The organism is Jatrophihabitans cynanchi (genome assembly GCF_027247405.1).
Lineage (GTDB): Bacteria > Actinomycetota > Actinomycetes > Mycobacteriales > Jatrophihabitantaceae > Jatrophihabitans_B > Jatrophihabitans_B cynanchi.
The window spans coordinates 2,242,475-2,263,025 of the sequence record NZ_CP097463.1 but is presented as its reverse complement, the minus strand read 5'-3'; the positions used below and the strand labels follow the sequence as shown (position 1 = coordinate 2,263,025).

The 20,551-nt window shown below is 72.0% G+C and carries 20 protein-coding genes, 1 tRNA gene and 1 other RNA gene; 16 read left to right on the top strand and 6 right to left on the bottom strand.

The features are described 5' to 3' along the window. Positions 1-55 precede the first annotated feature (55 nt). From M6B22_RS10960 to M6B22_RS10950, 3 genes are all read left to right on the top strand, one after another. Positions 56-310 carry a hypothetical protein gene (locus tag M6B22_RS10960; RefSeq protein ID WP_269441585.1) on the top strand — a complete coding sequence of 85 codons (255 nt, stop codon included), beginning with the start codon at positions 56-58 and terminating at the stop codon, positions 308-310. A gap of 65 nt (positions 311-375) precedes the next feature. Further along, the gene (locus M6B22_RS10955) at positions 376-1,242 is read left to right on the top strand and encodes an alpha/beta fold hydrolase (RefSeq protein ID WP_269441584.1); all 867 of its coding nucleotides are present in this window, start codon (positions 376-378) and stop codon (positions 1,240-1,242) included. Between the two features lie 43 nt (positions 1,243-1,285). Then, a complete protein-coding gene (locus M6B22_RS10950; RefSeq protein ID WP_269441583.1) occupies positions 1,286-2,467 on the top strand; it encodes an MFS transporter in 1,182 nt (393 codons plus the stop codon). 236 nt (positions 2,468-2,703) lie between these two features. Here the strand turns inward: M6B22_RS10950 and M6B22_RS10945 are convergent. Beyond that, positions 2,704-2,791: transfer RNA gene (locus M6B22_RS10945), tRNA-Ser, on the bottom strand. 61 nt (positions 2,792-2,852) lie between these two features. Between M6B22_RS10945 and ffs the strand changes: the two genes are divergently transcribed. Both ffs and M6B22_RS10935 read left to right on the top strand, forming a co-directional pair. Then, positions 2,853-2,949: signal recognition particle sRNA small type (ffs, locus tag M6B22_RS10940), an RNA gene on the top strand. Between the two features lie 149 nt (positions 2,950-3,098). Beyond that, positions 3,099-4,910, top strand: coding sequence for a DNA polymerase III subunit gamma and tau (locus M6B22_RS10935; RefSeq protein ID WP_407935684.1), 1,812 nt, complete (start codon positions 3,099-3,101; stop codon positions 4,908-4,910). Positions 4,911-4,916: 6 nt separating this feature from the next. Here M6B22_RS10935 and M6B22_RS10930 read toward each other — a convergent pair whose 3' ends face one another. After that, on the bottom strand, positions 4,917-5,864 hold the full coding sequence (locus tag M6B22_RS10930) for an N-acetylmuramoyl-L-alanine amidase (RefSeq protein ID WP_269445799.1): 948 nt from the start codon (positions 5,862-5,864) through the stop codon (positions 4,917-4,919). Between the two features lie 164 nt (positions 5,865-6,028). Here M6B22_RS10930 and M6B22_RS10925 point away from each other — a divergent pair, with 164 nt between their 5' ends. The 5 genes from M6B22_RS10925 to M6B22_RS10905 all read left to right on the top strand — a co-directional run bounded on the left by M6B22_RS10925 (position 6,029) and on the right by M6B22_RS10905 (position 10,259). Then, positions 6,029-6,340: a YbaB/EbfC family nucleoid-associated protein gene (locus M6B22_RS10925; RefSeq protein WP_407935683.1), complete on the top strand. Its 312-nt coding sequence runs from the start codon at positions 6,029-6,031 to the stop codon at positions 6,338-6,340. A 64-nt stretch (positions 6,341-6,404) separates the two neighbouring features. Further along, positions 6,405-7,001, top strand: coding sequence for a recombination mediator RecR (gene recR, locus M6B22_RS10920; protein ID WP_269445797.1), 597 nt, complete (start codon positions 6,405-6,407; stop codon positions 6,999-7,001). After that, a complete protein-coding gene (locus M6B22_RS10915; RefSeq protein WP_269445796.1) occupies positions 7,001-7,963 on the top strand; it encodes a hypothetical protein in 963 nt (320 codons plus the stop codon). Before recR ends, M6B22_RS10915 begins: the two co-directional genes overlap by 1 nt. Continuing rightward, on the top strand, positions 7,960-9,285 hold the full coding sequence (locus M6B22_RS10910; protein WP_269445795.1) for a S8 family peptidase: 1,326 nt from the start codon (positions 7,960-7,962) through the stop codon (positions 9,283-9,285). The genes M6B22_RS10915 and M6B22_RS10910 overlap by 4 nt, the downstream gene beginning before the upstream one ends. Next, positions 9,282-10,259, top strand: coding sequence for a hypothetical protein (locus M6B22_RS10905; RefSeq protein ID WP_269445794.1), 978 nt, complete (start codon positions 9,282-9,284; stop codon positions 10,257-10,259). Before M6B22_RS10910 ends, M6B22_RS10905 begins: the two co-directional genes overlap by 4 nt. An 8-nt stretch (positions 10,260-10,267) precedes the next feature. Here the strand turns inward: M6B22_RS10905 and leuA are convergent, their stop codons facing one another. Continuing rightward, on the bottom strand, positions 10,268-12,001 hold the full coding sequence (gene leuA, locus M6B22_RS10900) for a 2-isopropylmalate synthase (protein WP_269445793.1): 1,734 nt from the start codon (positions 11,999-12,001) through the stop codon (positions 10,268-10,270). 262 nt (positions 12,002-12,263) lie between these two features. Here leuA and M6B22_RS10895 point away from each other — a divergent pair, with 262 nt between their 5' ends. Genes M6B22_RS10895 through M6B22_RS10870 form a run of 6 tightly spaced genes read left to right on the top strand, consistent with a single transcriptional unit; the run spans position 12,264 to position 18,778 of the window. Then, positions 12,264-13,694, top strand: a complete 1,431-nt coding sequence (locus M6B22_RS10895) for a gamma-aminobutyraldehyde dehydrogenase (protein ID WP_269445792.1) — start codon at positions 12,264-12,266, stop codon at positions 13,692-13,694. 43 nt (positions 13,695-13,737) lie between these two features. Beyond that, positions 13,738-13,962, top strand: a complete 225-nt coding sequence (locus M6B22_RS10890; protein WP_269445791.1) for a biotin/lipoyl-binding carrier protein — start codon at positions 13,738-13,740, stop codon at positions 13,960-13,962. A gap of 14 nt (positions 13,963-13,976) precedes the next feature. Then, the gene (gabT, locus tag M6B22_RS10885) at positions 13,977-15,308 is read left to right on the top strand and encodes a 4-aminobutyrate--2-oxoglutarate transaminase (RefSeq protein ID WP_269445790.1); all 1,332 of its coding nucleotides are present in this window, start codon (positions 13,977-13,979) and stop codon (positions 15,306-15,308) included. A gap of 60 nt (positions 15,309-15,368) precedes the next feature. After that, the gene (locus M6B22_RS10880; protein ID WP_269445789.1) at positions 15,369-16,445 is read left to right on the top strand and encodes a glycosyltransferase family 4 protein; all 1,077 of its coding nucleotides are present in this window, start codon (positions 15,369-15,371) and stop codon (positions 16,443-16,445) included. A 51-nt stretch (positions 16,446-16,496) separates the two neighbouring features. Beyond that, a complete protein-coding gene (locus M6B22_RS10875; RefSeq protein ID WP_269445788.1) occupies positions 16,497-17,765 on the top strand; it encodes an aspartate kinase in 1,269 nt (422 codons plus the stop codon). Then, positions 17,762-18,778, top strand: a complete 1,017-nt coding sequence (locus M6B22_RS10870; RefSeq protein WP_269445787.1) for an aspartate-semialdehyde dehydrogenase — start codon at positions 17,762-17,764, stop codon at positions 18,776-18,778. Before M6B22_RS10875 ends, M6B22_RS10870 begins: the two co-directional genes overlap by 4 nt. A gap of 49 nt (positions 18,779-18,827) precedes the next feature. Here M6B22_RS10870 and M6B22_RS10865 read toward each other — a convergent pair whose 3' ends face one another. The 3 genes from M6B22_RS10865 to M6B22_RS10855 are packed head-to-tail and all read right to left on the bottom strand — an operon-like array spanning position 18,828 to position 20,503. Next, positions 18,828-19,370, bottom strand: coding sequence for a serine O-acetyltransferase (locus tag M6B22_RS10865; protein ID WP_269445786.1), 543 nt, complete (start codon positions 19,368-19,370; stop codon positions 18,828-18,830). After that, positions 19,367-19,888 carry a peptide deformylase gene (gene def / locus M6B22_RS10860; protein WP_269445785.1) on the bottom strand — a complete coding sequence of 174 codons (522 nt, stop codon included), beginning with the start codon at positions 19,886-19,888 and terminating at the stop codon, positions 19,367-19,369. The genes M6B22_RS10865 and def overlap by 4 nt, the downstream gene beginning before the upstream one ends. Positions 19,889-19,921: 33 nt before the next feature. Continuing rightward, a complete protein-coding gene (locus M6B22_RS10855) occupies positions 19,922-20,503 on the bottom strand; it encodes an arsenate reductase/protein-tyrosine-phosphatase family protein (RefSeq protein ID WP_269445784.1) in 582 nt (193 codons plus the stop codon). Positions 20,504-20,551: the final 48 nt, after the last annotated feature.

Here is a 20,551-nt window from a genome sequence, read left to right as displayed (position 1 = left end):
CCGGGCGCCGTGCCGAGTTGGTTTGTGCGACACCTGCGCGGGGAATGGTCGCGGCATGACTGGACGAATTGCGGGGATGGCCATGGACGGCACGCCCGTCTCGGACGCCGACATGGCCCGGATGCAGGCCGAGGATGAACTGCACGCGCAGTGGCGCCGCCGCGCCGTCCGGGTGGTCGCCGCGTCCGCGCAGGACACCTCGGACTGCAGAATGCTGCTGTCCATTCTCGGTCTCGACGACGACGTGGTCGCCGCGCGCGCCGACAGGCCGGAGCGCCGGGCGCGGCGCCGTCGCGCCGCCGCGGCCTGAGCCTCGCGGGACGGATCAGGCCGGTGCGCTGAGTCGCCCGCCGGCGGCTTGTAACGTGCTGGCTCGTGGCGGGTGCGACGGTTCGGCGGACGGTGCGGGTGGGCGGCTACACGCTCGCCCTGCAGGAGGCCGGCCCGCCCGACGGCGAGCCGATCGTGCTGCTGCACGGCCTCGCGTCCGACAGCGATACCTGGGACAAGGCAGTCGCCCCGCTCGCCGCGCACGGGTTGCGGGTGCTCGCGATCGACCTGCTCGGGCACGGCCGATCGGACAAGCCTCGCGCTGGCTACACGCTGGACGACTTCGCCGCGCAACTGGACGAGCTGTTCGAGGTGCTCGGGCTGCGGAGTGCGACGCTGTGCGGGCATTCCCTGGGCGGGGCGATCGCGGTGCACTTCGCCTACCACCATCCCGAGCGGGTGCGCCGGCTGGTGCTGGTGTCCGCGGGTGGGCTCGGACGCGAGGTGCACCCGGTGCTGCGCGCGGCGGCGCTGCCGGTGGCGCCGCGGGTGCTCGGCTGGGCGATGCGGCCGCGGATGCAGTCGGTGTACCGCAACCCGCGGCTGCACCGCTTGCTGCACCTGACCCCGGACAACCTGGTCAACCTCGCCCGTGCCGGCCGCGCACTCGGTGACGAAGCAGGTCGCTCGGCCTTCTTCGCGGCATTGCGTGCGGTCATCCAACCGTCCGGACAGCGCGGCTCGTTCCTGGAGATGCGCTACCTGGCCGAGCAGGTGCCGACTCTTGTGGTGTGGTCCGAGGGGGACGGGGTGATCCCGGTGGCGCATGCGCACGCCACCCGCGAGTACCTGCCCGCCTGCACGCTCGTCGTGTTTCCCGGCGGCGGCCACGAGCCGCACCGGCGGCACGCCCAGGCGTTCGCCGACGCGGTGTCGCGATTCGTGGACGCAACCATGCGTCTTGACATGTGAGACGACATTCTCATTGAATAGGACGATGCGATAGCGTGTCGGCATGGTTGACGGTCGGCGCTGGACGATCCTCGCGGTCGGCACGCTGACCCAGGCAGCGACGTGTTCGTTCCTGTACGGCATCGCGATGCTGTTGCCGGCGCTGCGGCGTGACGACGGGCTGAGCCTACTCGGCGGCAGCGTGCTGGTCTCGGCGCCGATGGTCGGGCTGCTGCTCACGCTGATCGCGTGGGGTGCCGCGGCGGACCGGCACGGCGAGCGCGTCGTGATCGGCTCGGGTGTCGGTGCCGCCGCGGTGTGCCTCGCTGCTGCGGCTCTCGTTCCTACGGTCGCGGCTACCGCTGTTCTGCTGCTGGCCGCGGGTGCGGCGGGGGCGTCGGTGAATGCTGCCAGCGGACGCATGGTGATGGGCTGGTTCCCGGTGCAGGAGCGCGGTCTGGCGATGGGCACGCGGCAGACCGCACAGCCGCTCGGCGTGGCGATCGCTGCGCTCACGCTGCCGCCGCTGGCCGACGCGATCGGGCCGCGTGCCGCGCTGTGGCTGCCTGCCGGGTTGTGCGGGCTCGCGGCGCTCGCCGTGTGGGCGTTCGTCGCCGATCCGCCGCGTGCGCCGCGGTCGGCGGGTGAGCCCGGTGTGCCTTCGCCGTACCGCGGGTCCTGGCAGTTGGCGCGCGTGCACTTGAGCAGTTCGTTGCTCGTGCTGCCGCAGTTCGCTGTGGCGACCTTCACCCTGGTGTACCTGGTCGGCGAGCGGGGCTGGGATCCGTCCACGGCCGGTCGCGTCGTCTTCGGCTTCCAGGTCGTCGGCGCGGCCGGCCGGATCGTGGCCGGCATCTGGTCGGACCGGGTGCGCAGCCGGCTGCGTCCGATGCGCCAACTCGCCGTCGCTGCCACGGCGCTCATGCTCGGGCTCGCGCTCGGCGCCCACTGGCACGCCGGCTGGATCGTGGTGCTGTTCGGCCTCGCCGCAGTCGTGACGGTCGCCGACAACGGGCTGGCCTACACCTCGGTCGCAGAACTTGCCGGATCCGAATGGTCCGGACGCGCGCTCGGCATCCAGAACACCGCGCAGAACCTGGTCGCGGTCGCTTCCGCCCCGATGCTGGCGGCGATCATCGGCGACTCGCGCTATGCGCTCGCGTTCGGCCTGGTCGCGCTCGCGCCGTTGGCAGCGATCGCCACCACGCCCGTTCGGGCCGAGCGACTCGAGGCGGTGGCGGCCTGATCCCGTCGACCGTGATCTGAGCAGATTCGCCCATGCGTTCGGCTCTACAGCACGGCCCTGACGGGTCTACCCGTCAGGACCGACTTTTGCCTTGTGCTATCGGCAGGTCCCGACAGAACGAGCACGGCCGCAGTGGATGCAGACCAGCAACGGACGGCGACCCGGCGGCGTAGCGGGCCGGGCCGGAACCGACGCAGACCCCGGCGGACTGGTCGCCCACCGAGGTCTGCGTCTGCTGGCGGAGGATAGGGGATTTGAACCCCTGAGGGATTGCTCCCAACACGATTTCCAATCGTGCGCCCTAGGCCACTAGGCGAATCCTCCGCGGTTGAGGATACGCAGCGCGGGGCGTACGGGCGCAGCCGCCCTCTGCGTAGACTTCACGCTCGACCCCCCGTGCGGCGTTCATCCTGCGAACCTCCCCAGGGCCGGAAGGCAGCAAGGATAAGCAGGCTCTGTCGGGTGCGCGGGGGGTCCCTTGCACCTCAGCCCGAAGCGCCCGTCCCGACGACGGCACGGTGATCGCGAAGCAGTGACCGCCGGTGAGGCCGAACCGCGCAGCGCGCCCCGCTGCTCCCCGGACGGTGGCGTCGTCGCAGTGGCTGGCTACTGTCGTGCTGTGGCCGACCATCTGGCGCTGTATCGCAAGTACCGATCCGCGACGTTCGCGCAGGTCATCGGTCAGGAGCACGTCACCGAGCCGCTGCGCGCGGCGCTCACGGCCGGCCGGATCAACCATGCCTATCTGTTCAGCGGACCCCGCGGCTGCGGCAAGACGTCCAGCGCCCGGATCCTGGCCCGTTCGCTGAACTGCGCGAAGGGCCCGACGCCGGACCCGTGCGGTGAGTGCGACTCGTGCCGCGAGCTGGCACCGAACGGGCCCGGCTCCATCGACGTCATCGAGATCGACGCGGCGAGCCACGGCGGCGTCGACGATGCCCGGGACCTGCGCGAGCGGGCGTTCTTCGCACCGGTGCGCGACCGGTACAAGGTCTACATCATCGACGAGGCGCACATGGTCACGACGCAGGGCTTCAACGCCCTGCTCAAGCTCGTCGAGGAACCGCCCGACTTCCTCGTGTTCGTGTTCGCGACCACCGAGCCGGACAAGGTGCTCACGACGATCCGCTCGCGCACCCACCACTACCCGTTCCGGCTGATCCCGCCGCAGGCGTTGCGCGCGCATCTCGAGACGATCTGCACGGCCGAGCGCATCTCGGTCGAACCCAGCGTGCTGCCGCTCGTCGTCCGCGCCGGCGGCGGATCGGCCCGCGACTCGCTGTCCATCCTGGACCAGTTGCTCGCCGGTGCCGGTGCTGACGGGGTCACCTACGCGCGGGCCGTCGGGCTGCTCGGCGTGACCGACGGCGCGCTGCTGGACGACATGGTCGACGCGCTCGCCGCGGGCGACGCCGCGGGGGTGTACGGCACCGTCGATCGCGTGGTCGAGGCCGGCCATGACCCGCGCCGCTTCGCGGCCGACCTGCTCGAGCGGTTCCGGGATCTGATCGTGCTCGACGCGGTGCCCGACGCCGCCGCGCGCGGGCTGATCGACGTGCCGCAGGACCAGCTGACCCAGATGACGGATCAGGCGGTCCGGCTCGGCGGTGCCACGCTGACCCGCTACGCCGAGATCGTGCACACCGCGCTGCTCGAGATGCGCGGGACGACCGCGCCACGCCTGGTGCTCGAGCTGCTGTGCGCGCGGATGCAGCTGCCGGACGCCGCCACCGACTCCGCGGCGCTGCTGCAGCGGCTGGAGCGGCTCGAACGCCGCGCCTCGCTGATCGCCGAGACCTCGCCGCAATCGGTGCAGGCGCCGGTCGCGCAGCCGCCCGCAGCCGCGCAGCCGCCCGCTGCTGCCCAGCTGCCTGCTGCTGCCGAGACCAGCGCGTCAGCCCCTGCTCCCGTTCCTGCGCCTGTACCCGTTCCTGCGCCTGTACCCGCGGCAGCACCAGCACTCGCGGCAGCACCAGCACCCGTCCCGGCCGCGTCCTCCGGTGGCCTGGACGCGACCGCGCTGCGCCGCCTGTGGCCGGAGGTGCTGGAGATCGTCAAGCAGAGCTCCCGCCGGGCCAGGGCACTGCTGGACAACGCGCAGATCACCGCGGTGGACGGCGAGCAGGTCACGCTGAGTGCACCGGCGGCACTGGCCCGCATGATCGCCGACGACAGCAACACCACGATCCTGCAAGCCGCGCTCACCGAGGCTGTCGGCGGTTCGTGGCGGGTGCTCGTCGAGGCCGAGGGTGCCGCAGCGTCCGGGCGCGCCGCGCCCCGCATGCCGGACGCGCCCGCCCCGACCCGCGAGCCGGAACCCGATCCGCGCGACGACGCCGATTACGAGCCGGCCGGAGCCGCACCTGCCGCGGCCGATCCGGAGACCGAGGCGGTCAGGCTGCTGCAGGACGAACTGGGCGCCCGTCCGATCGACGGGACCTGAGAGCCCTCAGGCCAGGAAGGCCAGGATCCCGGCGGCGATCGCCTCGGCGATGCGCTGGCGTCCGGACCGCGACGACTGCAGCGCCGCGTCGCCGCCGTTGCGCATGTTGCCGACCTCGAGGAACGTCGTCGGCGCCGTCGACAGGTTGAGGCCGGCGAAGTCCGAGCGGTGCACGAACCCGTCGGTGCCGATGTAGGTCGAGGGCACCAGACCGGAGCCGTGCGCCAGCGCGTCGTGCTCGGCCCGGCCGAGCGCCTCGGACTTCGCCACCGTCGCGGCGGTCGCACCCTCGGGCCGCCGGCTGCACTCGTTGACGTGGAAGCCGTGCCCGGACGACGGCGCGCCGTCGGCGTGGATGCTCACCGCCGCCCGCACCCCCTTCGTGCTCTGGATGGCGGCGCGGCGGTCGACACACGGGCCGACACCGGTGTCGTTCGTGCGCGTCATGATCACCCTCACGCCGTGCGCCTGCAGGATCGCGCGCACCCGCTTCGCGACGTCGAAGGTGAACGCGTGCTCGGGGTAGCCGGCGTTGGTGCTCGTGCCGGTGGTGTTGCACGCCTTGTACCGGCCGAACCCGGCGTACACCTGCTTGTTCACCTCGGCCGGGTGCGCGGCGTTGCCACCGTTGTGCCCCGGGTCGAGCACGACCAGCGGCCCGTCGCCCGGCGGGAAGTTCACCGGCGGCAACGGCGGGTGGGTGCTTGCCGGATGCGCCGCGTGTGCGGACGTCGGTGCGCTCGAGCGCGCTGCGGCGGTGGTCCGCGACGCCGTGCTGTGGGCACTCACCGTCGGCCGGGGTGGCGGCGCCGGTTGCGGGCTCATCGCGCTGCTCGGTGTGCCGGCCGCACTCGGCGACCGGCCGGGCGACGGTCCGGCGTGGCCGGTCGCGCACCCGGCCAGCGCGCACGCGAGCACGACGGCGGCGGCGAGGCGGGCGAGCACGCCGTCCACCCTCGCACACGGTGCGCCACGCCCGCTGCGCCCGCGCTGTACGTGCGCCGTGGCGCGAACTTATCGGCCCCGGCGGCTACCCTGAACTCCCCGAGACGAAGGAGCTCCTGGTGGCCGGGCGCGGTGGTGGGATCGGCGGGCAGCAGCCGAACATTCAGCAGCTGATGAAGCAGGCGCAGCGGATGCAGCAGCAACTGGAGGCCGCCCAGGCCGAGCTCGCCAGCACCGAGGTGCAGGGCAGCGCCGGAGGTGGGCTGGTGACGGCGACACTGCTCGCGTCCGGTGAGTTGCAGGCCCTGTCGATCGATCCCAAGGTCGTCGACCCGGACGACGTCGAGACGCTGCAGGACCTGATCGTCGCCGCGGTGCGTGACGCCAGCCGCGCCGCGTCCGAGCTGACCGCGGACAAGATGGGCCCGCTCACCAGCGGGCTCGGTGGCGCCGGTCTCGGCGGCCTCGGCCTGCCGGGCCTGTGACCGGGTCAATGACCGGATCAACGACGGGGGCAATGACGGAGCCCGTGACCGGACCGTGGGTGTGATGTACGAAGGTGCCGTCCAGGACCTGATCGACGAGCTGGGCCGGCTGCCCGGGGTCGGCCCGAAGAGCGCGCAGCGGATCGCCTTTCACCTGCTCGCCACCGAGCCGGCCGATGTCGAACGGCTCGCCGCCACGCTCATCCGGGTCAAGAACGAGGTCCGCTTCTGCACCGTGTGCGGCAATGTCGCCGAGTCGGACGTGTGCCGCATCTGCAGCGACGCGCGCCGGGACCAGAGCATCATCTGCGTGGTCGAGGAGCCGAAGGACGTCGTGGCGATCGAGCGCACCCGCGAGTTCCGCGGCCGCTACCACGTGCTGGGCGGAGCGATCAGCCCCATCGACGGCGTCGGGCCGGACGACCTGCGCATCCGCGAGCTGCTGGCCCGGCTGCGCGACGGCGCCGTCACCGAGATCATCCTGGCGACCGACCCGAACCTCGAGGGCGAGGCGACCGCCACCTACCTGGCCCGGATGATCAGCCCGATGGGGTTGACGGTCACCCGGCTGGCGAGCGGTCTGCCGGTGGGCGGTGACCTGGAATATGCCGACGAGGTGACGCTCGGCCGCGCCTTCTCCGGCCGGCGGCGGGTGGAGTAGTGGTCGCGCACCGGGTGCGCCGGCATCGCGGCGCGTTCTGGGCGGCCGTGCTGCTGTCCGTACTCGCACTCGGTGGGGGCACCGCGGTGGCCTACCAGGCATACCGGTCGACGGCCGGCCCGGACGGTGCGGTCCGGGGCTACCTCGCCGCGCTCGCCGACTCCGACGCACCCGCCGCGCTGGCCTTCGGCGACCTGCCCGCCGGCCCGCACACCCTGCTGACCGACGCCGTGCTGCGCGAACAGCAGCGCATCGCCCCGATCCGCCGCGTCCAGGTCGTGTCCGTGGACCAGGCCGGGAACCAGGCTCAGGTGGCGGTGCGTTACCGGCTCGAGTTCGCCACCGGCGTCCAGATCGTCAACGACACCGTCGCTGTGCACCGGCGCGGCCACGCCTGGCGGCTGGACCGCACCGCGGTCGCGACCGACCTGCACCTCGCCCAGGCGGCGGACCGCGCGACCGTGCTGGGTGCGGCGGTTCCGGACGGGACGGTGCTGGCGTTCCCGGGCGCGGTCCCGATCCGGTTCGACACGCCCTACCTGCAGCTCGTCCCGCAGTCGGCGAGCGTGAGCTTCGCCCGGCCGAACGCGGGGCAGGGCCGGGTCGAGGTCAGCGAGGCCGGTCGCAAGGCGGTGGGCGCAGCACTCGAGAAGGCGCTGCGCGGCTGCCTCGCCGCGGGCAAGGCAGCCGATCCGGTCTGCCCGCTGCCGTCCGATCGGTTCGTGCCCGGCAGCCTGTCCGGCCGGATCACCGGCAGCGCCGCGGGGTCGATGAACCTGGACGTCGAGGACGCGGCCGCCGGTGCCATCGAGATCACCGGCAGCGTCCCGTTCACGGGCAGCTACCGCGAGCTGACCTTCGACAACCTCGACGTGCACAAGCAGGGCACGCTGCAACTGCCGCTCGCGTCGGCCGCGTACCCCGTGTCACCGATCGTGATCCGCTGGAAGGCCGGCACATGAGCCGCGGCGGGCGGCGGCTGGCCGCGGTGGCGCTCGCCGCCGGGCTGCTGCTCGGTACCGTGCCGGCGGTGGCGGCACCCGGACCGCCCGATGCTCCCGAATACTGGTTCGACACCTGGCAGATCCCGCGATTGTGGTCGCAGGGCGCGCGCGGGCAGGGCATCCGGATCGCCGAGATCGACACCGGCGTCAACGCCGCGCTGCCCGAACTGCGCGGCCGGGTGCTGGCCGGCACCGACTTCGGCCGAAGCGGTGACGGACGCACCGACCGGCAACAGGACGAGTTCGGGCACGGCACCGCGATGGCCTCGATCATGGTGGGCAGGCCGGGCACGCTCGGGATCACCGGCATCGCCCCGGACGCGCGCGTGCTGCCGATCGCGGTCCCGCTCAGCGGCACGTCGGACGCCTCCAGCGACGACCATCTCGGCGCGGCGATCCGGTGGGCCGCTGACCACGGCGCCGACGTGATCAGCATGTCGCTCGGCGGGCGTCGCGACCCGTCCAGCGACAGCGAGCCGTGCGCGGCGGACGAGCAGGCCGCCGTCTTCTACGCGCTGCGCAAGGGGGCCGTGGTACTCGCCGCGGCCGGCAACCGCGGCAAGGGCGACAACGCCGTCGAGGAGCCGGGCGTCTGTCTCGGCGTGGTGGCCGTCGGTGCGACCGACCGCAGCGGCGAGCACGCGCCCTTCTCCTCGCGACACCCGTATGTCGCGTTCACCGCGCCGGGCGTGAACGTCCCGTCGCTGAGCCGGGTCGCCGGGCTCGCCTACGCCGGCAACGGGACCAGCCAGGCCACCGCGATCGCCTCGGCCGTCGTCGCCCTGGTGTGGTCCAAGCATCCCAAGCTCACCGGGCAGCAGGTGATCGCCCGCGTGCTGGCCACCCTGGACGGGCGGCGCAGCAAGCCCGATCCGGCCTACGGCTGGGGGCAGCTCGACGGCTACCGGGCGGTGACGGCCACGGTGCCGGCCGGCGCGCCCAACCCGATCTATGCCGCCGCAGCACCGTTCGCGGCCCGGGCGAATGCGTTCGCGAAGGCCGCGCGGGTCAAGCCCCCGGCGCCGGCGGCCAAGCAGATCGGCTCGACAGGCGAGTTCCGGATCGGGAGCTCGCCGCGGCTGCTGGTGCCCCGCGTGCTCGGTGCGCTCGCGGTCGCGCTGGCCGGGCTGCTCGCCCTGATCGCGCTCGCCGTCGTGGCCCTGCTGCGCCGCCGGCCGGCCGAGCCGCCGGTTCCGCCGACCCCGGCCGGACCGCGGGTACAGGTCGACGACGACGGCGTGCAGTGGCACGCGATCATCGAGCGGACGGCCCCGGAATGAGCGCACCACCACCCGCACCCGCCGTCCCGGCCGCGACCCGCCGCCGGCTCTACGTGTTCAGCGGTGCCGTCGCCCTGATCGCGGTGCTGGTGGCCTCCGGCTATCTCGTGTACGGGGCGAGCAACCGAGGTCCGAGCGCGACCTCGATCGTCGTCTCGTACCTGCGCGCCCTGGCGCGCAGCGACGCGGCCGCCGCGCTGGCGATGGGCACCGCGCCCGCGGACCGCAGCCGGCTCACCCCGCAGGTGCTGCACAGCCAGCAGGAGTTGGCGCCGATCCACGACATCACCGTCGTCGACTCGCGTTCGGGCGACTACGGCGCGGTGGTGCGGGTGAAGTACCTGCTCGGGCAGACGCCGGTCGACGACGAGATCAACGTCATCCGGCGTGGCACCGGCTGGGCGCTGCCGAGTGTCGCCGTCAACGTCGAGGTCAGCGGGGCCAGCTACCTGCCTGCACCGACCGCGCTCGGCGTCCCGCTGGCGGACACCGGCGAGGTGTGGATGTTCCCCGGCGTGCTCACCTTCGGCTCGACCCAAAGCGACTTCGCGCTGACGCCGAGCACCGCGGTGTTCACCGACCCGGACGCGCCGGCGATGGTGAGCCCGCAGGCCGTGCTGACCCCGGACGGCCGGTCGGCCGCCACCGCCGCGCTGCAGAGCGCGCTCGGCCGCTGCGTGAGCTCCCGCTCGCTGGCGCCCGCGGACTGCCCGCAGCGGATCCCGCGCAGCGCGCTGCCCGGCCTGCGGACCGGGACGGCGCGCTGGCAGCAGCCGGCCGGGTACGGCGCGCTCAGCTACACCGTCGATGACCGCCATGCCGATCTGGTGCACGCATCCGGCCGGCTCACCTTCAGCCTCGAGTACCGGGCCACGGCGGGACGGCACATCGTGTCGCGCAAGAGCGCCGTCGCGGCCCCGGTGAGTGCCACGATCGACTTCTCCACCGAACCGCCGGTCGCCCGGCTGAGCTGACCAGGTCCTCAGCGGTCCCGGGAGACGCGGTTCAGCCCGGCGATCACGGCGCGCAGCGAGGCCTGCACGATCGACTCGCTGATGCCCACACCCCACAACACCCGCTCGCCGACCTCGAGCTCGAGGTAGGCGGCCGCCTCGGCGTCGCGGCCCGCGGTCAGGGCGTGCTCGGCGTAGTCCAGCACCCGCACGTTCACCCCGCCGAGCCCCAGGTCGACCTCGGACAGCGCGGCGCAGAAGGCCGCGATCGGGCCGTTGCCGACGCCGGTCAGCTCGTGATCGGTGCCGAACGCGCTGACGACCGCGACGATCCGCTCGATGCCGTTGTCGCTCGTCGACTGGAACGCCTTGAGCGCGAAGTCGCCGGGCGCGAGGTACTCCTTCGCGAAGATGTCGTACATCAGCGCGGCGTCGACCTCGCCGCCCTCACCATCGGTGTGCTGCTGGATGACGTGGCTGAACTCGATCTGCAGCCGGCGCGGCAAGTCGAGGTGGTGGTCGACCTTCATGATGTACGCGACGCCGCCCTTGCCGGACTGCGAGTTCACCCGGATGACCGCCTCGTAGGAGCGGCCCACGTCCTTCGGGTCGATCGGCAGGTACGGGATGTCCCACGGCAGCTCGCGCTCGGACACACCTGATGCCCGTGCCGTCCGCTCCAGGTCCTCGAAGCCCTTCTTGATGGCGTCCTGGTGCGAGCCGGAGAAGGACGTGTACACCAGGTCGCCCGCGTACGGGTGCCGTTCGTGGACGTCGATGCGGTTGCAGTACTCGGCGGTGCGGCGGATCTCGTCGATGTCGCTGAAGTCGATCATCGGGTCGATGCCCTGCGCGTACAGGTTCAGGCCCAGCGTCACCAGGTCGACGTTGCCGCTTCGCTCGCCGTTGCCGAACAGGCACCCCTCGATGCGCTGGGCACCGGCCAGCACGGCGAGCTCGGCGTCGGCGGTCGCGGTGCCGCGGTCGTTGTGCGTGTGCACCGACAGCGCGACGAACTCGCGGCGCGACAGGTTCCGCGACATCCACTCGATCTGGTCGGCGTAGACGTTCGGCGTGGACCGCTCCACGGTGCACGGCAGGTTGAGCACGATCTCGCGGTCGGCCTCGGGCTGCCAGACGTCCATGACGCCTTCGCAGATCTCCAGGCTGAAGTCCAGTTCGGTGTCCATGAAGATCTCCGGCGAGTACTCCAGGCCGAAGTCGGTGTCCGGCAGGTAGATCTCGGCGTATTTCATGATCGCCGACACGCCGTCGACCGCGATCGCGCGGCACTGCGCGCGCCCGTCGCCCGGGAAGCCGAACACGACGCGCCGGAACGTGGGCGCGGCCGCGTTGTACATGTGCACGGTCGCCTGGTGGGCGCCGACGAGTGACTGGACGGTGCGCTCGATCAGCTCCTCGCGGGCCTGGGTCAGCACCGAGATGCGGACGTCATCGGGTACCCGGCCGCCCTCGATCAGGCTGCGGACGAAGTCGAAGTCGGTCTGGCTGGCGGCGGGGAAGCCGACCTCGATCTCCTTGTAACCCATCCGCACCAGCAGGTCGAACATCGTGTTCTTGCGGGTCGCGTTCATCGGGTCGATCAGCGCCTGATTGCCGTCGCGCAGGTCGGTCGAGAGCCAGCGCGGTGCGGCCTCGATGCGCTTGGCGGGCCACTGCCGGTCGGGCAGCTCGACGGCGGGGAAGGGGCGGTAGCGGTGGCACGGCATGCCGGACGGGCGTTGCGAGAAGGAACTACTCATGACGGGCTGCTCTCCTGGAGGGAAAGGGTGGAGGTCGGCAGCGTGTGCTGTGAGCACGCCAGGTGGCCCGCGACGAGGGGCCGACCGGAGTGAGTTACCGGGCCTCGCCGCGGCAGCGAAGAAGCAGCGCGCGCGTCATGGTGGCTGCAGCGTATCAGGATCGCTCGCCGTTGGGTCGGGCAGGCGGCTAACCTTCCCTTTTCGTTGTCCAACGGGTAGAACAATGCTGAATCCGTCGCCACAGGCAGCTATGAGGTTGGTAATGGCTCGTAACGTGCAGAACTTCATCGACGGCAAGCCGGCCGAGGCAGCGGCCGGCCGGCGCACCGACCTGGTCAACCCGGCCACCGGAGAGGTGTTCGGCTCGGCGCCGCTGTCCGGCCCGGAGGACGTCGACGCCGCGTATCGCGCCGCCGCAACCGCGTTCGAGTCGTGGCGCGACGTCACCCCGTCCGAGCGGCAACGGGCGCTGCTGAAGTTCGCCGACGCGATGGAGGAGCGCGCCGAGGAGATCATCGCGGCGGAGTGCGAGAACACCGGCAAGCCGATCGAGCTGACCCGCACCGAAGAGGTGCCGCCCGCGATCGACCAGCTCCGGTTCTTCGCCGGTGCCGCGCGGCTGCTCGAGGGCCGCAGCGCCGGCGAGTACCTGGCCGGGCACACCTCCTACATCCGGCGCGAGCCGGTCGGCGTCGTCGGCCAGGTCGCGCCGTGGAACTACCCGATGATGATGGCGGTCTGGAAGATCGCGCCCGCCCTGGCCGCCGGCAACTGCGTGGTGCTCAAGCCCTCGGACACCACCCCGGTCTCGTCCACGCTGATGGCCGAGATCGCTGCCGAGTTCTTCCCGCCCGGCATCTTCAACGTGGTGTGCGGCGACCGTGACACCGGTCGGGCACTCGTCAGCCACAAGACGCCCGCGATGGTGTCGATCACCGGCTCCACGCGAGCCGGGTACGAGGTGGCCGAGGCGGCGGCCAAGGACCTCAAGCGCACCCACCTGGAGCTCGGCGGAAAGGCTCCGGTGATCGTGTTCGACGACGCGGACATCGAGTACGCGGCGGAGAACATCGCGATCGCCGGCTACTTCAACGCCGGCCAGGACTGCACCGCGGCCACCCGGGTGCTCGCCGGTCCCGGCATCGCGTCCGACCTGGCAGACGCCCTTGCCGAGCAGGCGAAGAACACCAAGACCGGCATGCCCGACGACGCCGACGTGCTGTACGGGCCGCTGAACAACGCCAACCAGCTGGAGCGGGTCGGCGGCTTCTTCCAGCGGCTGCCCGACCATGCGCAGCTGCTCGCCGGTGGTGCGCGCCAGGGGGAGCGGGGGTTCTTCTGGCAGCCCACCGTGCTGGCCGGCATGAAGCAGGATGACGACGCCGTGCAGAACGAGATCTTCGGTCCGGTCATCACCGTGCAGAAGTTCACCGACGAGGACGAGGCGGTGCGCTGGGCGAACGACATCGAGTACGGCCTGGCGTCCTCGGTCTGGACGAAGGACCACGGCCGCGCGATGCGCGTCTCGCGGCGGCTCGACTTCGGCTGCGTCTGGGTCAACGCGCACATCCCGATCGTCGCCGAGATGCCGCACGGCGGGTTCAAGCACTCCGGCTACGGCAAGGACCTGTCGGTGTACGGCCTGGAGGACTACACCCGCATCAAGCACGTCATGCACAACATCGAGTTCTAGGGCCTCGAGACGGTTCGGCGGCTCGCGGCCCTAACCTGCAGCAGTGCGAAGCCATGAGATCACCGCGGAGCTCGTCGCCACCATCGGGTCGGTCGCCGTCGGGGTCGGTGACCGGGTGGAGCCGGCCGACACGCTGGTGATCCTCGAGTCGATGAAGATGGAGATCCCGGTGCTGGCCGAGGTCACCGGCGTGGTCCGCGAGGTCGCGGTGCGCGCGGGCGACGCGATCGGTGAGGGCGATGTCATCGCGGTGATCGACACCGGGTGAGAAGGGTTGGCGACGTGGTTGAGCAGAAGCGGTTGCTGAAGTCGGCGATCCCGGGGCCTCGTTCGCTCGAGCTGCACGCGCGCAAGAGCGCGTCCGTGGCGAGCGGAGTGGGCACCACACTGCCGGTGTACGTCGAGCGGGCCGGCGGCGGCATCGTGGTCGACGTCGACGGGAACCAGCTGATCGACTTCGGTTCCGGCATCGCGGTCACCTCGGTGGGCAACTCCGCGCCACGGGTCGTCGAGGCGGTGCGGGAGCAGGTCGCCGACTTCACGCACACCTGCTTCATGGTCACCCCGTACGAGGAGTACGTGGCCGTGGCCGAGAAGCTGAACGAGCTGACGCCCGGCAGCCACGAGAAGCGCTCGGCGCTGTTCAACTCCGGCGCCGAGGCCGTGGAGAACGCCGTCAAGGTCGCACGGCACGCGACCGGCAGGCAGGCGGTCGTCGCGTTCGATCACGCCTACCACGGGCGCACCAACCTGACGATGGCGCTGACCGCGAAGAACATGCCGTACAAGCAAGGCTTCGGGCCGTTCGCGTCCGAGATCTACCGGGTGCCGATGGCGTACCCGTACCGCTGGCCGACCGGTCCGGAACACTGCAGCGACGAGGCGTTCGCCGAGTTCGCCGAACTGGTGCACGCGCAGGTCGGCGAGCAGAACACGGCCGCGGTGCTGATCGAGCCGATCCAGGGTGAGGGCGGCTTCATCGTTCCGGCGCCGGGCTTCCTGGCCCGGGTCGCGCAGTGGTGCACCGAGCACGGGATCGTGTTCATCGCCGACGAGATCCAGTCCGGCTTCTGCCGCACCGGCGACTGGTTCGCCTGCGAGTTCGAGGGCGTGGTGCCGGACCTGATCACCACCGCGAAGGGCATCGCCGGCGGCCTGCCGCTTGCCGCGGTGACCGGCCGGGCCGAGCTGATGGACGCGGTGCATGCCGGCGGCCTCGGCGGCACGTACGGCGGCAACCCGGTCGCGTGCGCGGCGGCGCTGGCGGCGATCGAGACGATGGCGGCCGAGGACCTGTGCGGCGCCGCGCGGCGGATCGAGGCGATCATGCGCCCGCGGCTGGCCGCGCTGGCCGAGAAGTTCGACGTGATCGGCGAGGTGCGTGGGCGCGGGGCCATGCTCGCCGTCGAACTCGTCGACGGCGGCGGCTCGCACGCCCCCAACCCGGCGCTGACCGCCGCGGTGTCGGCCGCGTGCCACCAGCGCGGGCTGATCACGCTGACGTGCGGAACGTTCGGCAACGTGCTGCGCTTCCTGCCGCCGCTGGTGATCGGCGACGGCCTGCTCGGCGAGGGCCTGGGCGTGCTGGAGGAGGCGTTCGCCGCGTCCGTCTGAGATGCGCACCCCGCGCGGTCGGGCTATCGTCGCGACGCCGGCGGCGGAAGGGGAATCGGCGTGCGCATCGCGGTGCTGATGACCGGTCTGACGGCCTACCAGGACACCTGCTTCCGGGCGCTCAGCGACCTGGGTGACGAGCTGCTGCTCGTGCACCCGGACTCGATGGCCTACGCGCCGTTCGACAAGAGCCGGTTCGCCCACTCGCTGCAGCGGCACGTCTGGGCGACGATGCCGGGCCCCGAGGTGCTGCAGCCGTTGGTCGAGCGGTTCGCGCCGGACGTCGTGATCATGTGGTCGTGGGACGGCAAGGGGTACCGCGCGGTCATGCGGTCCCAACGCGATCGCGCGTTGCGGGTGATGTTCACCAGCAACTTCTGGCACGGCAGCGCCAAGCAGTGGGCCGGCCTGCTCGCGCACCACGTCTACGTCGACCCGCTGTTCGAGTGCGCGTGGGTGCCCGGCGAGCGCGCCGAGCGGTTCGCGCGCCGGATCGGCTTCGGCGGCGGGGACATCATCCGGGGCGCGAACTCCGCCGACACCGAGCTGTTCGACCGCGGACCGCGCGATGCGGACGAGCTCGCCGAGCGGCGCCGGTTCCTGTTCACCGGGCGGCTGATCTGGCACAAGGCGCCTGCCGAGCTGGCCGAGGCGTACCGGCGCTACCGCGCGACCACCGAGCAGCCCTGGGGCCTGGACGTGGCCGGCGGCGGCCCGCTCGCCGGCGCGTTCGAGGGCATCGACGGGGTGCGGCTGCTGGGGTTCGTGCAGCCCGAGCAGCTCGCCGAGCTGATGCACACCTCGTCCTGCCTGATCCTTCCCTCGCACATCGAGTGGTACGGCGTCGTGGTGCACGAGGCTGCCGCCGCCGGGCTGCCGCTGATCTGTTCCGACGGCGTCGGCGCGGTGCCGCACCTGCTGCAGGACAACTTCAACGGCTGGACGGTGCCGGCGGGCGACGTGGACGAACTGGCCGAGGCGATGGCCCGGATGAGCGCGCTCGGTGCGAAACGGCTGGGCGAGATGTCCGACGGCAGCCGCGCGCTGGGCAGCCGCCTCTCGCCGCAGATCTGGGCGCGCAACCTGCACGAGGAGCTGGAGCGCCAAGTGCGCAAGCGTGCGGGAAACCGCCGCTGAGCCTGCCGGTATCCTGGAACCTCCGCCCGCAGTGATGGATTGGGGAGTTCCGTGGCGCTCGTCGTGCAGAAGTACGGCGGCTCGTCCGTCGCCGACGCCGAGCGCATCAAGCGCGTTGCCGAGCGCATCGTCGCGACCAAGCGCGAGGGCAACGACGTGGTCGTGGTCGTGTCCGCGATGGGCGACACCACCGACGAGCTGATCGACCTGGCCCAGCAGATCGTCCCGGTCCCGTCCGGCCGCGAGTACGACATGCTGCTCACGGCGGGCGAGCGGATCTCGATGGCGCTGCTCGCGATGGCGATCAACTCCCTCGGCGACAAGGCGGAGTCGTTCACCGGCTCGCAGGCCGGCGTGCTGACCACCTCGGTGCACGGCCGCGCCCGCATCGTCAACATCACGCCGGGCCGGGTCGAGAACTCGGTGGCCGCCGGCAACGTCGCGATCGTCGCGGGATTCCAGGGCTTCTCCAAGGAGACCATGGACATCACCACGCTCGGACGCGGCGGCTCGGACACCACGGCCGTGGCGCTCGCCGCCGCCTTGCAGGCCGACGTCTGCGAGATCTACACCGACGTCGACGGCGTCTACAGCGCCGACCCGCGCATCGTCCCGAACGCCAAGCGGCTCAGCACGGTCACGTACGAGGAGATGCTCGAGCTCGCCGCGTGCGGCGCGAAGATCCTGCACCTGCGCAGCGTCGAGTACGGCCGGCGCTACGGGGTGCCGATCCACGTCCGCTCGTCGTTCTCGAACAAGCCCGGCACCACGGTCGCCGGTCACATGGAGGAGCTGGCAGTGGAAGACGCGATCATCAGCGGAGTGGCGCACGACCGCAGTGAGGTCAAGGTCACCGTCGTGGGCGTGCCCGACAAGCCGGGTGAGGCGGCCGCCATCTTCACCGAACTCGCGGCGGCCGAGATCAACCTGGACATGATCGTGCAGAACATCTCGACCGGTGGCACCGGGCGCACCGACGTCTCCTTCACGCTGCCCGGAGCGGACGGCCCGGCCGCGCTGGCCGCGTTGCGCAAGGTGCAGGCGTCCGTCGGCTTCGGCGACCTGCTCTACGACGACCACATCGGCAAGCTGTCGCTGGTGGGCGCGGGAATGCGCTCGCACCCCGGGGTGTCGGCGAAGTTCTTCGCGGCGCTCGCGGCGGCCGGCATCAACGTGGAGATGATCTCGACGTCGGAGATCCGCATCTCGGTGGTGTGCCGGGACACCGACCTGGACGAGGCGGTGCGCGCCGTCCACGATGCCTTCGAGCTCGGCTCCGACGAGGAACCCGCCGTCGTCTACGGAGGTACCGGACGATGAAAGTAGGAATCGTCGGCGCGACCGGGCAGGTCGGGTCGGTCATGCGGCGCATCCTGGCCGAGCGCGCGTTCCCGGTGGACGAGATCCGGTTCTTCGCCTCGGCGCGGTCGGCGGGTACGACACTGCAGTGGGAGGGCGTGGACGTGCGCGTCGAGGACGCCGCGGTCGCCGACCCGCGCGGGCTGGACGTCGCGCTGTTCTCCGCGGGCGGGGCGACCTCGCGTGAGCTGGCGCCGAAGTTCGCGGCCGCGGGCGTCACCGTGGTCGACAACTCCTCGGCGTGGCGGATGGACCCGGACGTCCCGCTGGTCGTCGCGGAGGTGAATCCGGACGAGGTCCGCCGTGCGGTCAAGGGAATCATCGCCAACCCGAACTGCACCACGATGGCCGCGATGCCGGTGCTCAAGCCGCTGCACGACGAGGCCGGGCTGGTGCGCCTGATCGTCTCGACCTACCAGGCGGTCTCCGGCGCCGGCCTGGCCGGCGTCGACGAGCTGGACAAGCAGGTGCGCCAGGTCGCGGACCGCGCCGCCGAGTTCACCCATGACGGCGGCGCCGTGCCATTCCCGGAGCCGGCAAAGTTCGCCCGCCCGATCGCGTTCAACGTGCTGCCGCTCGCCGGCTCGGTCGTCGACGACGGCTCGCTGGAGACCGACGAGGAGCAGAAGCTGCGCAACGAGTCGCGCAAGATCCTGGGCATCCCCGAGCTGCGCGTGTCCGGCACCTGCGTGCGCGTGCCGGTGTTCACCGGTCACTCGCTGTCGATCAACGCGGAGTTCGCACGGCCGATCAGCGTGCAGCGCGCGCAGCAACTGCTGGCCGCCGCGCCGGGCGTCGAGTTGGCCGAGGTGCCGACCCCGCTTCAGGCCGCCGGCCAGGACCCGTCCTACGTCGGGCGGATCCGCCAGGACTCCTCGCTGGACGGCGGCCGCGGCCTGGTGCTGTTCGTGAGCAACGACAACCTGCGCAAGGGCGCCGCGCTCAACGCGGTTCAGATCGCCGAACTGCTCTGAGCGGCTCGGCACGGCGCGCGGGTTGCGCGATCGCGGCCTGCACGATCGGTCAGATCGGGCGGGCGGGGACGCCGGCCACGGTCGCGCCGGCCGGGACGTCGCGGGTGACCACCGCGTTCGCGCCCACGCGCGCGCCGTCGCCCACCGTGATGTCACCGAGCAGCACCGCGTGCGCGCCGAGCACGACGTCGTCGCCCACCCGCGGCGCCGCCCACCGCCCGTCGCCGACGGGCACCGGCTCACCGAGCGTGACGCCCTGGTGGATCCGGGCCCGCGCACCGATCACCACCTCGGGCCCGATCACCACCCCGGCCGAGTGCACCAGCAGCAGTCCGGGGCCGATGGTCGCGGCCGGGTGAAGCTCCGCGCCGCTGCGCCGCAGCGCCCGGGCGCGCAGCCACAGCGCCACCGGCAGCAGGCCGCGTTCGGCGAGCGCGTGCGCGATCCGGAACGTCACGACCGCGCGCACGTTCGGGCTCAGCGCCAGCTTGCCGAGCGCGCGGCGCCAGAACACCGCGTCGCCGTAGAGCCGGAAGTTCGGGTGCGTGCTCGCCTCGATGTCGGCGCGGACGAGCCGCAGCAGCGAGCTCACGGCACCGGCGCGTTCCACTCGAACGGCTCCATCTCGCGCAGCACGCGGCGCCGGCGGTTGCGGGGCAGGTGGTCGATGAACAGCACGCCCTTGAGGTGGTCGGTCTCGTGCTGCAGGCAGCGGGCGAAGTAGCCGGTGCCGCTGACCTCGACGGGGGCGCCCGTGCTGTCGACCCCGCGCACGGTTGCCTCGGCCGCGCGCGCGAGATCGTGGTACGGGCCGGGCACCGACAGGCAGCCCTCCTCGTGCACGACAGGCGGCCCGCTCGTCGTGATGGTCGGGTTCACCACGTGGCCGACGTGCCGCTCACCCTCGTCGTCCGGGCAGTCGTAGACGAACACGGCCAGGTCGACACCGACCTGCGGGGCGGCCAGCCCCACGCCCTGCGCGACCGCGAGGGAGGCGAACATGTCCTCGATCAGCCGGTCCAGCTCCGGGCCGAACTCGGTCACCGCACGGGTCGGCGTGTGCAGCACCGGGTCCCCGACCACGGTGATCTTGCGAGCATCTCCTGTCACGAATGGCGAGCCTATCCGGCGCGGGTGGGCCGATCACGTCCCGGACGACAGCCGGTGGATGCGCCGCGGTGAGAAGTTCAGCGCGTCCAGGGTGAGCTGGACGATGCCGGTGAGCCGCTCGGCCACCGGCCGGGTGCGCGATGCCGTCCAGCCGAACGGATCGGGCAGGTCGTCGTCGTCCGGCGGGACGGGTCCGGCGCCGGCGCGCGCCGCGGCGACGGCGGCCACTGCCGCCACTGCCGCGGCCGGCGAGTCGCTGGTGCGCAGCCGTTCGGCCAGCCGGGCGAACTCGGCCATGGTGAACGTCCGCTTGAACGCGCTGGGCAGGTCGTGGATGAGCTGGTCGCGGTGCGCGCGTTCGGCGGTGAGGATCAGGTCGGCCTCCGCGGCCATCGCCGAGGTCAGCTGCCGGGCGCGGTGCCGGGTCGGATCCAGCCCCCATCGGCGGAGCACGGCGGCCGTGCCGCCGTCGACGGTGCGGCCGACCAGCGCCTGGGTGCCGGCGCTGGACACCTGCAGCCCGGCGCGCGGATCCGCCCAGTCGCGCAGCAGCAGTTCGGCCATCGGCGAGCGGCACACGTTTCCGGTGCAGACGGCCAGGATGCGGAACGACACGCCTGCCAGTATCTCCGAGCGCAACCCAGAACACGTTCTCTCGTTGGA

What these genes read in the sequence shown, in the direction of transcription:
- M6B22_RS10960 (WP_269441585.1), top strand. Translation starts at nt 56, where the DNA reads ATGACTGGACGAATTGCGGGGATGGCCATGGACGGCACGCCCGTCTCG.
- recR (WP_269445797.1), top strand. Translation starts at nt 6,405, where the DNA reads ATGTACGAAGGTGCCGTCCAGGACCTGATCGACGAGCTGGGCCGGCTG.
- M6B22_RS10905 (WP_269445794.1), top strand. Translation starts at nt 9,282, where the DNA reads ATGAGCGCACCACCACCCGCACCCGCCGTCCCGGCCGCGACCCGCCGC.
- M6B22_RS10910 (WP_269445795.1), top strand. Translation starts at nt 7,960, where the DNA reads ATGAGCCGCGGCGGGCGGCGGCTGGCCGCGGTGGCGCTCGCCGCCGGG.
- M6B22_RS10870 (WP_269445787.1), top strand. Translation starts at nt 17,762, where the DNA reads ATGAAAGTAGGAATCGTCGGCGCGACCGGGCAGGTCGGGTCGGTCATG.
- M6B22_RS10950 (WP_269441583.1), top strand. Translation starts at nt 1,286, where the DNA reads ATGGTTGACGGTCGGCGCTGGACGATCCTCGCGGTCGGCACGCTGACC.
- M6B22_RS10925 (WP_407935683.1), top strand. Translation starts at nt 6,029, where the DNA reads ATGAAGCAGGCGCAGCGGATGCAGCAGCAACTGGAGGCCGCCCAGGCC.
- leuA (WP_269445793.1), bottom strand. Translation starts at nt 12,001, where the DNA reads ATGAGTAGTTCCTTCTCGCAACGCCCGTCCGGCATGCCGTGCCACCGC.
- M6B22_RS10895 (WP_269445792.1), top strand. Translation starts at nt 12,264, where the DNA reads ATGGCTCGTAACGTGCAGAACTTCATCGACGGCAAGCCGGCCGAGGCA.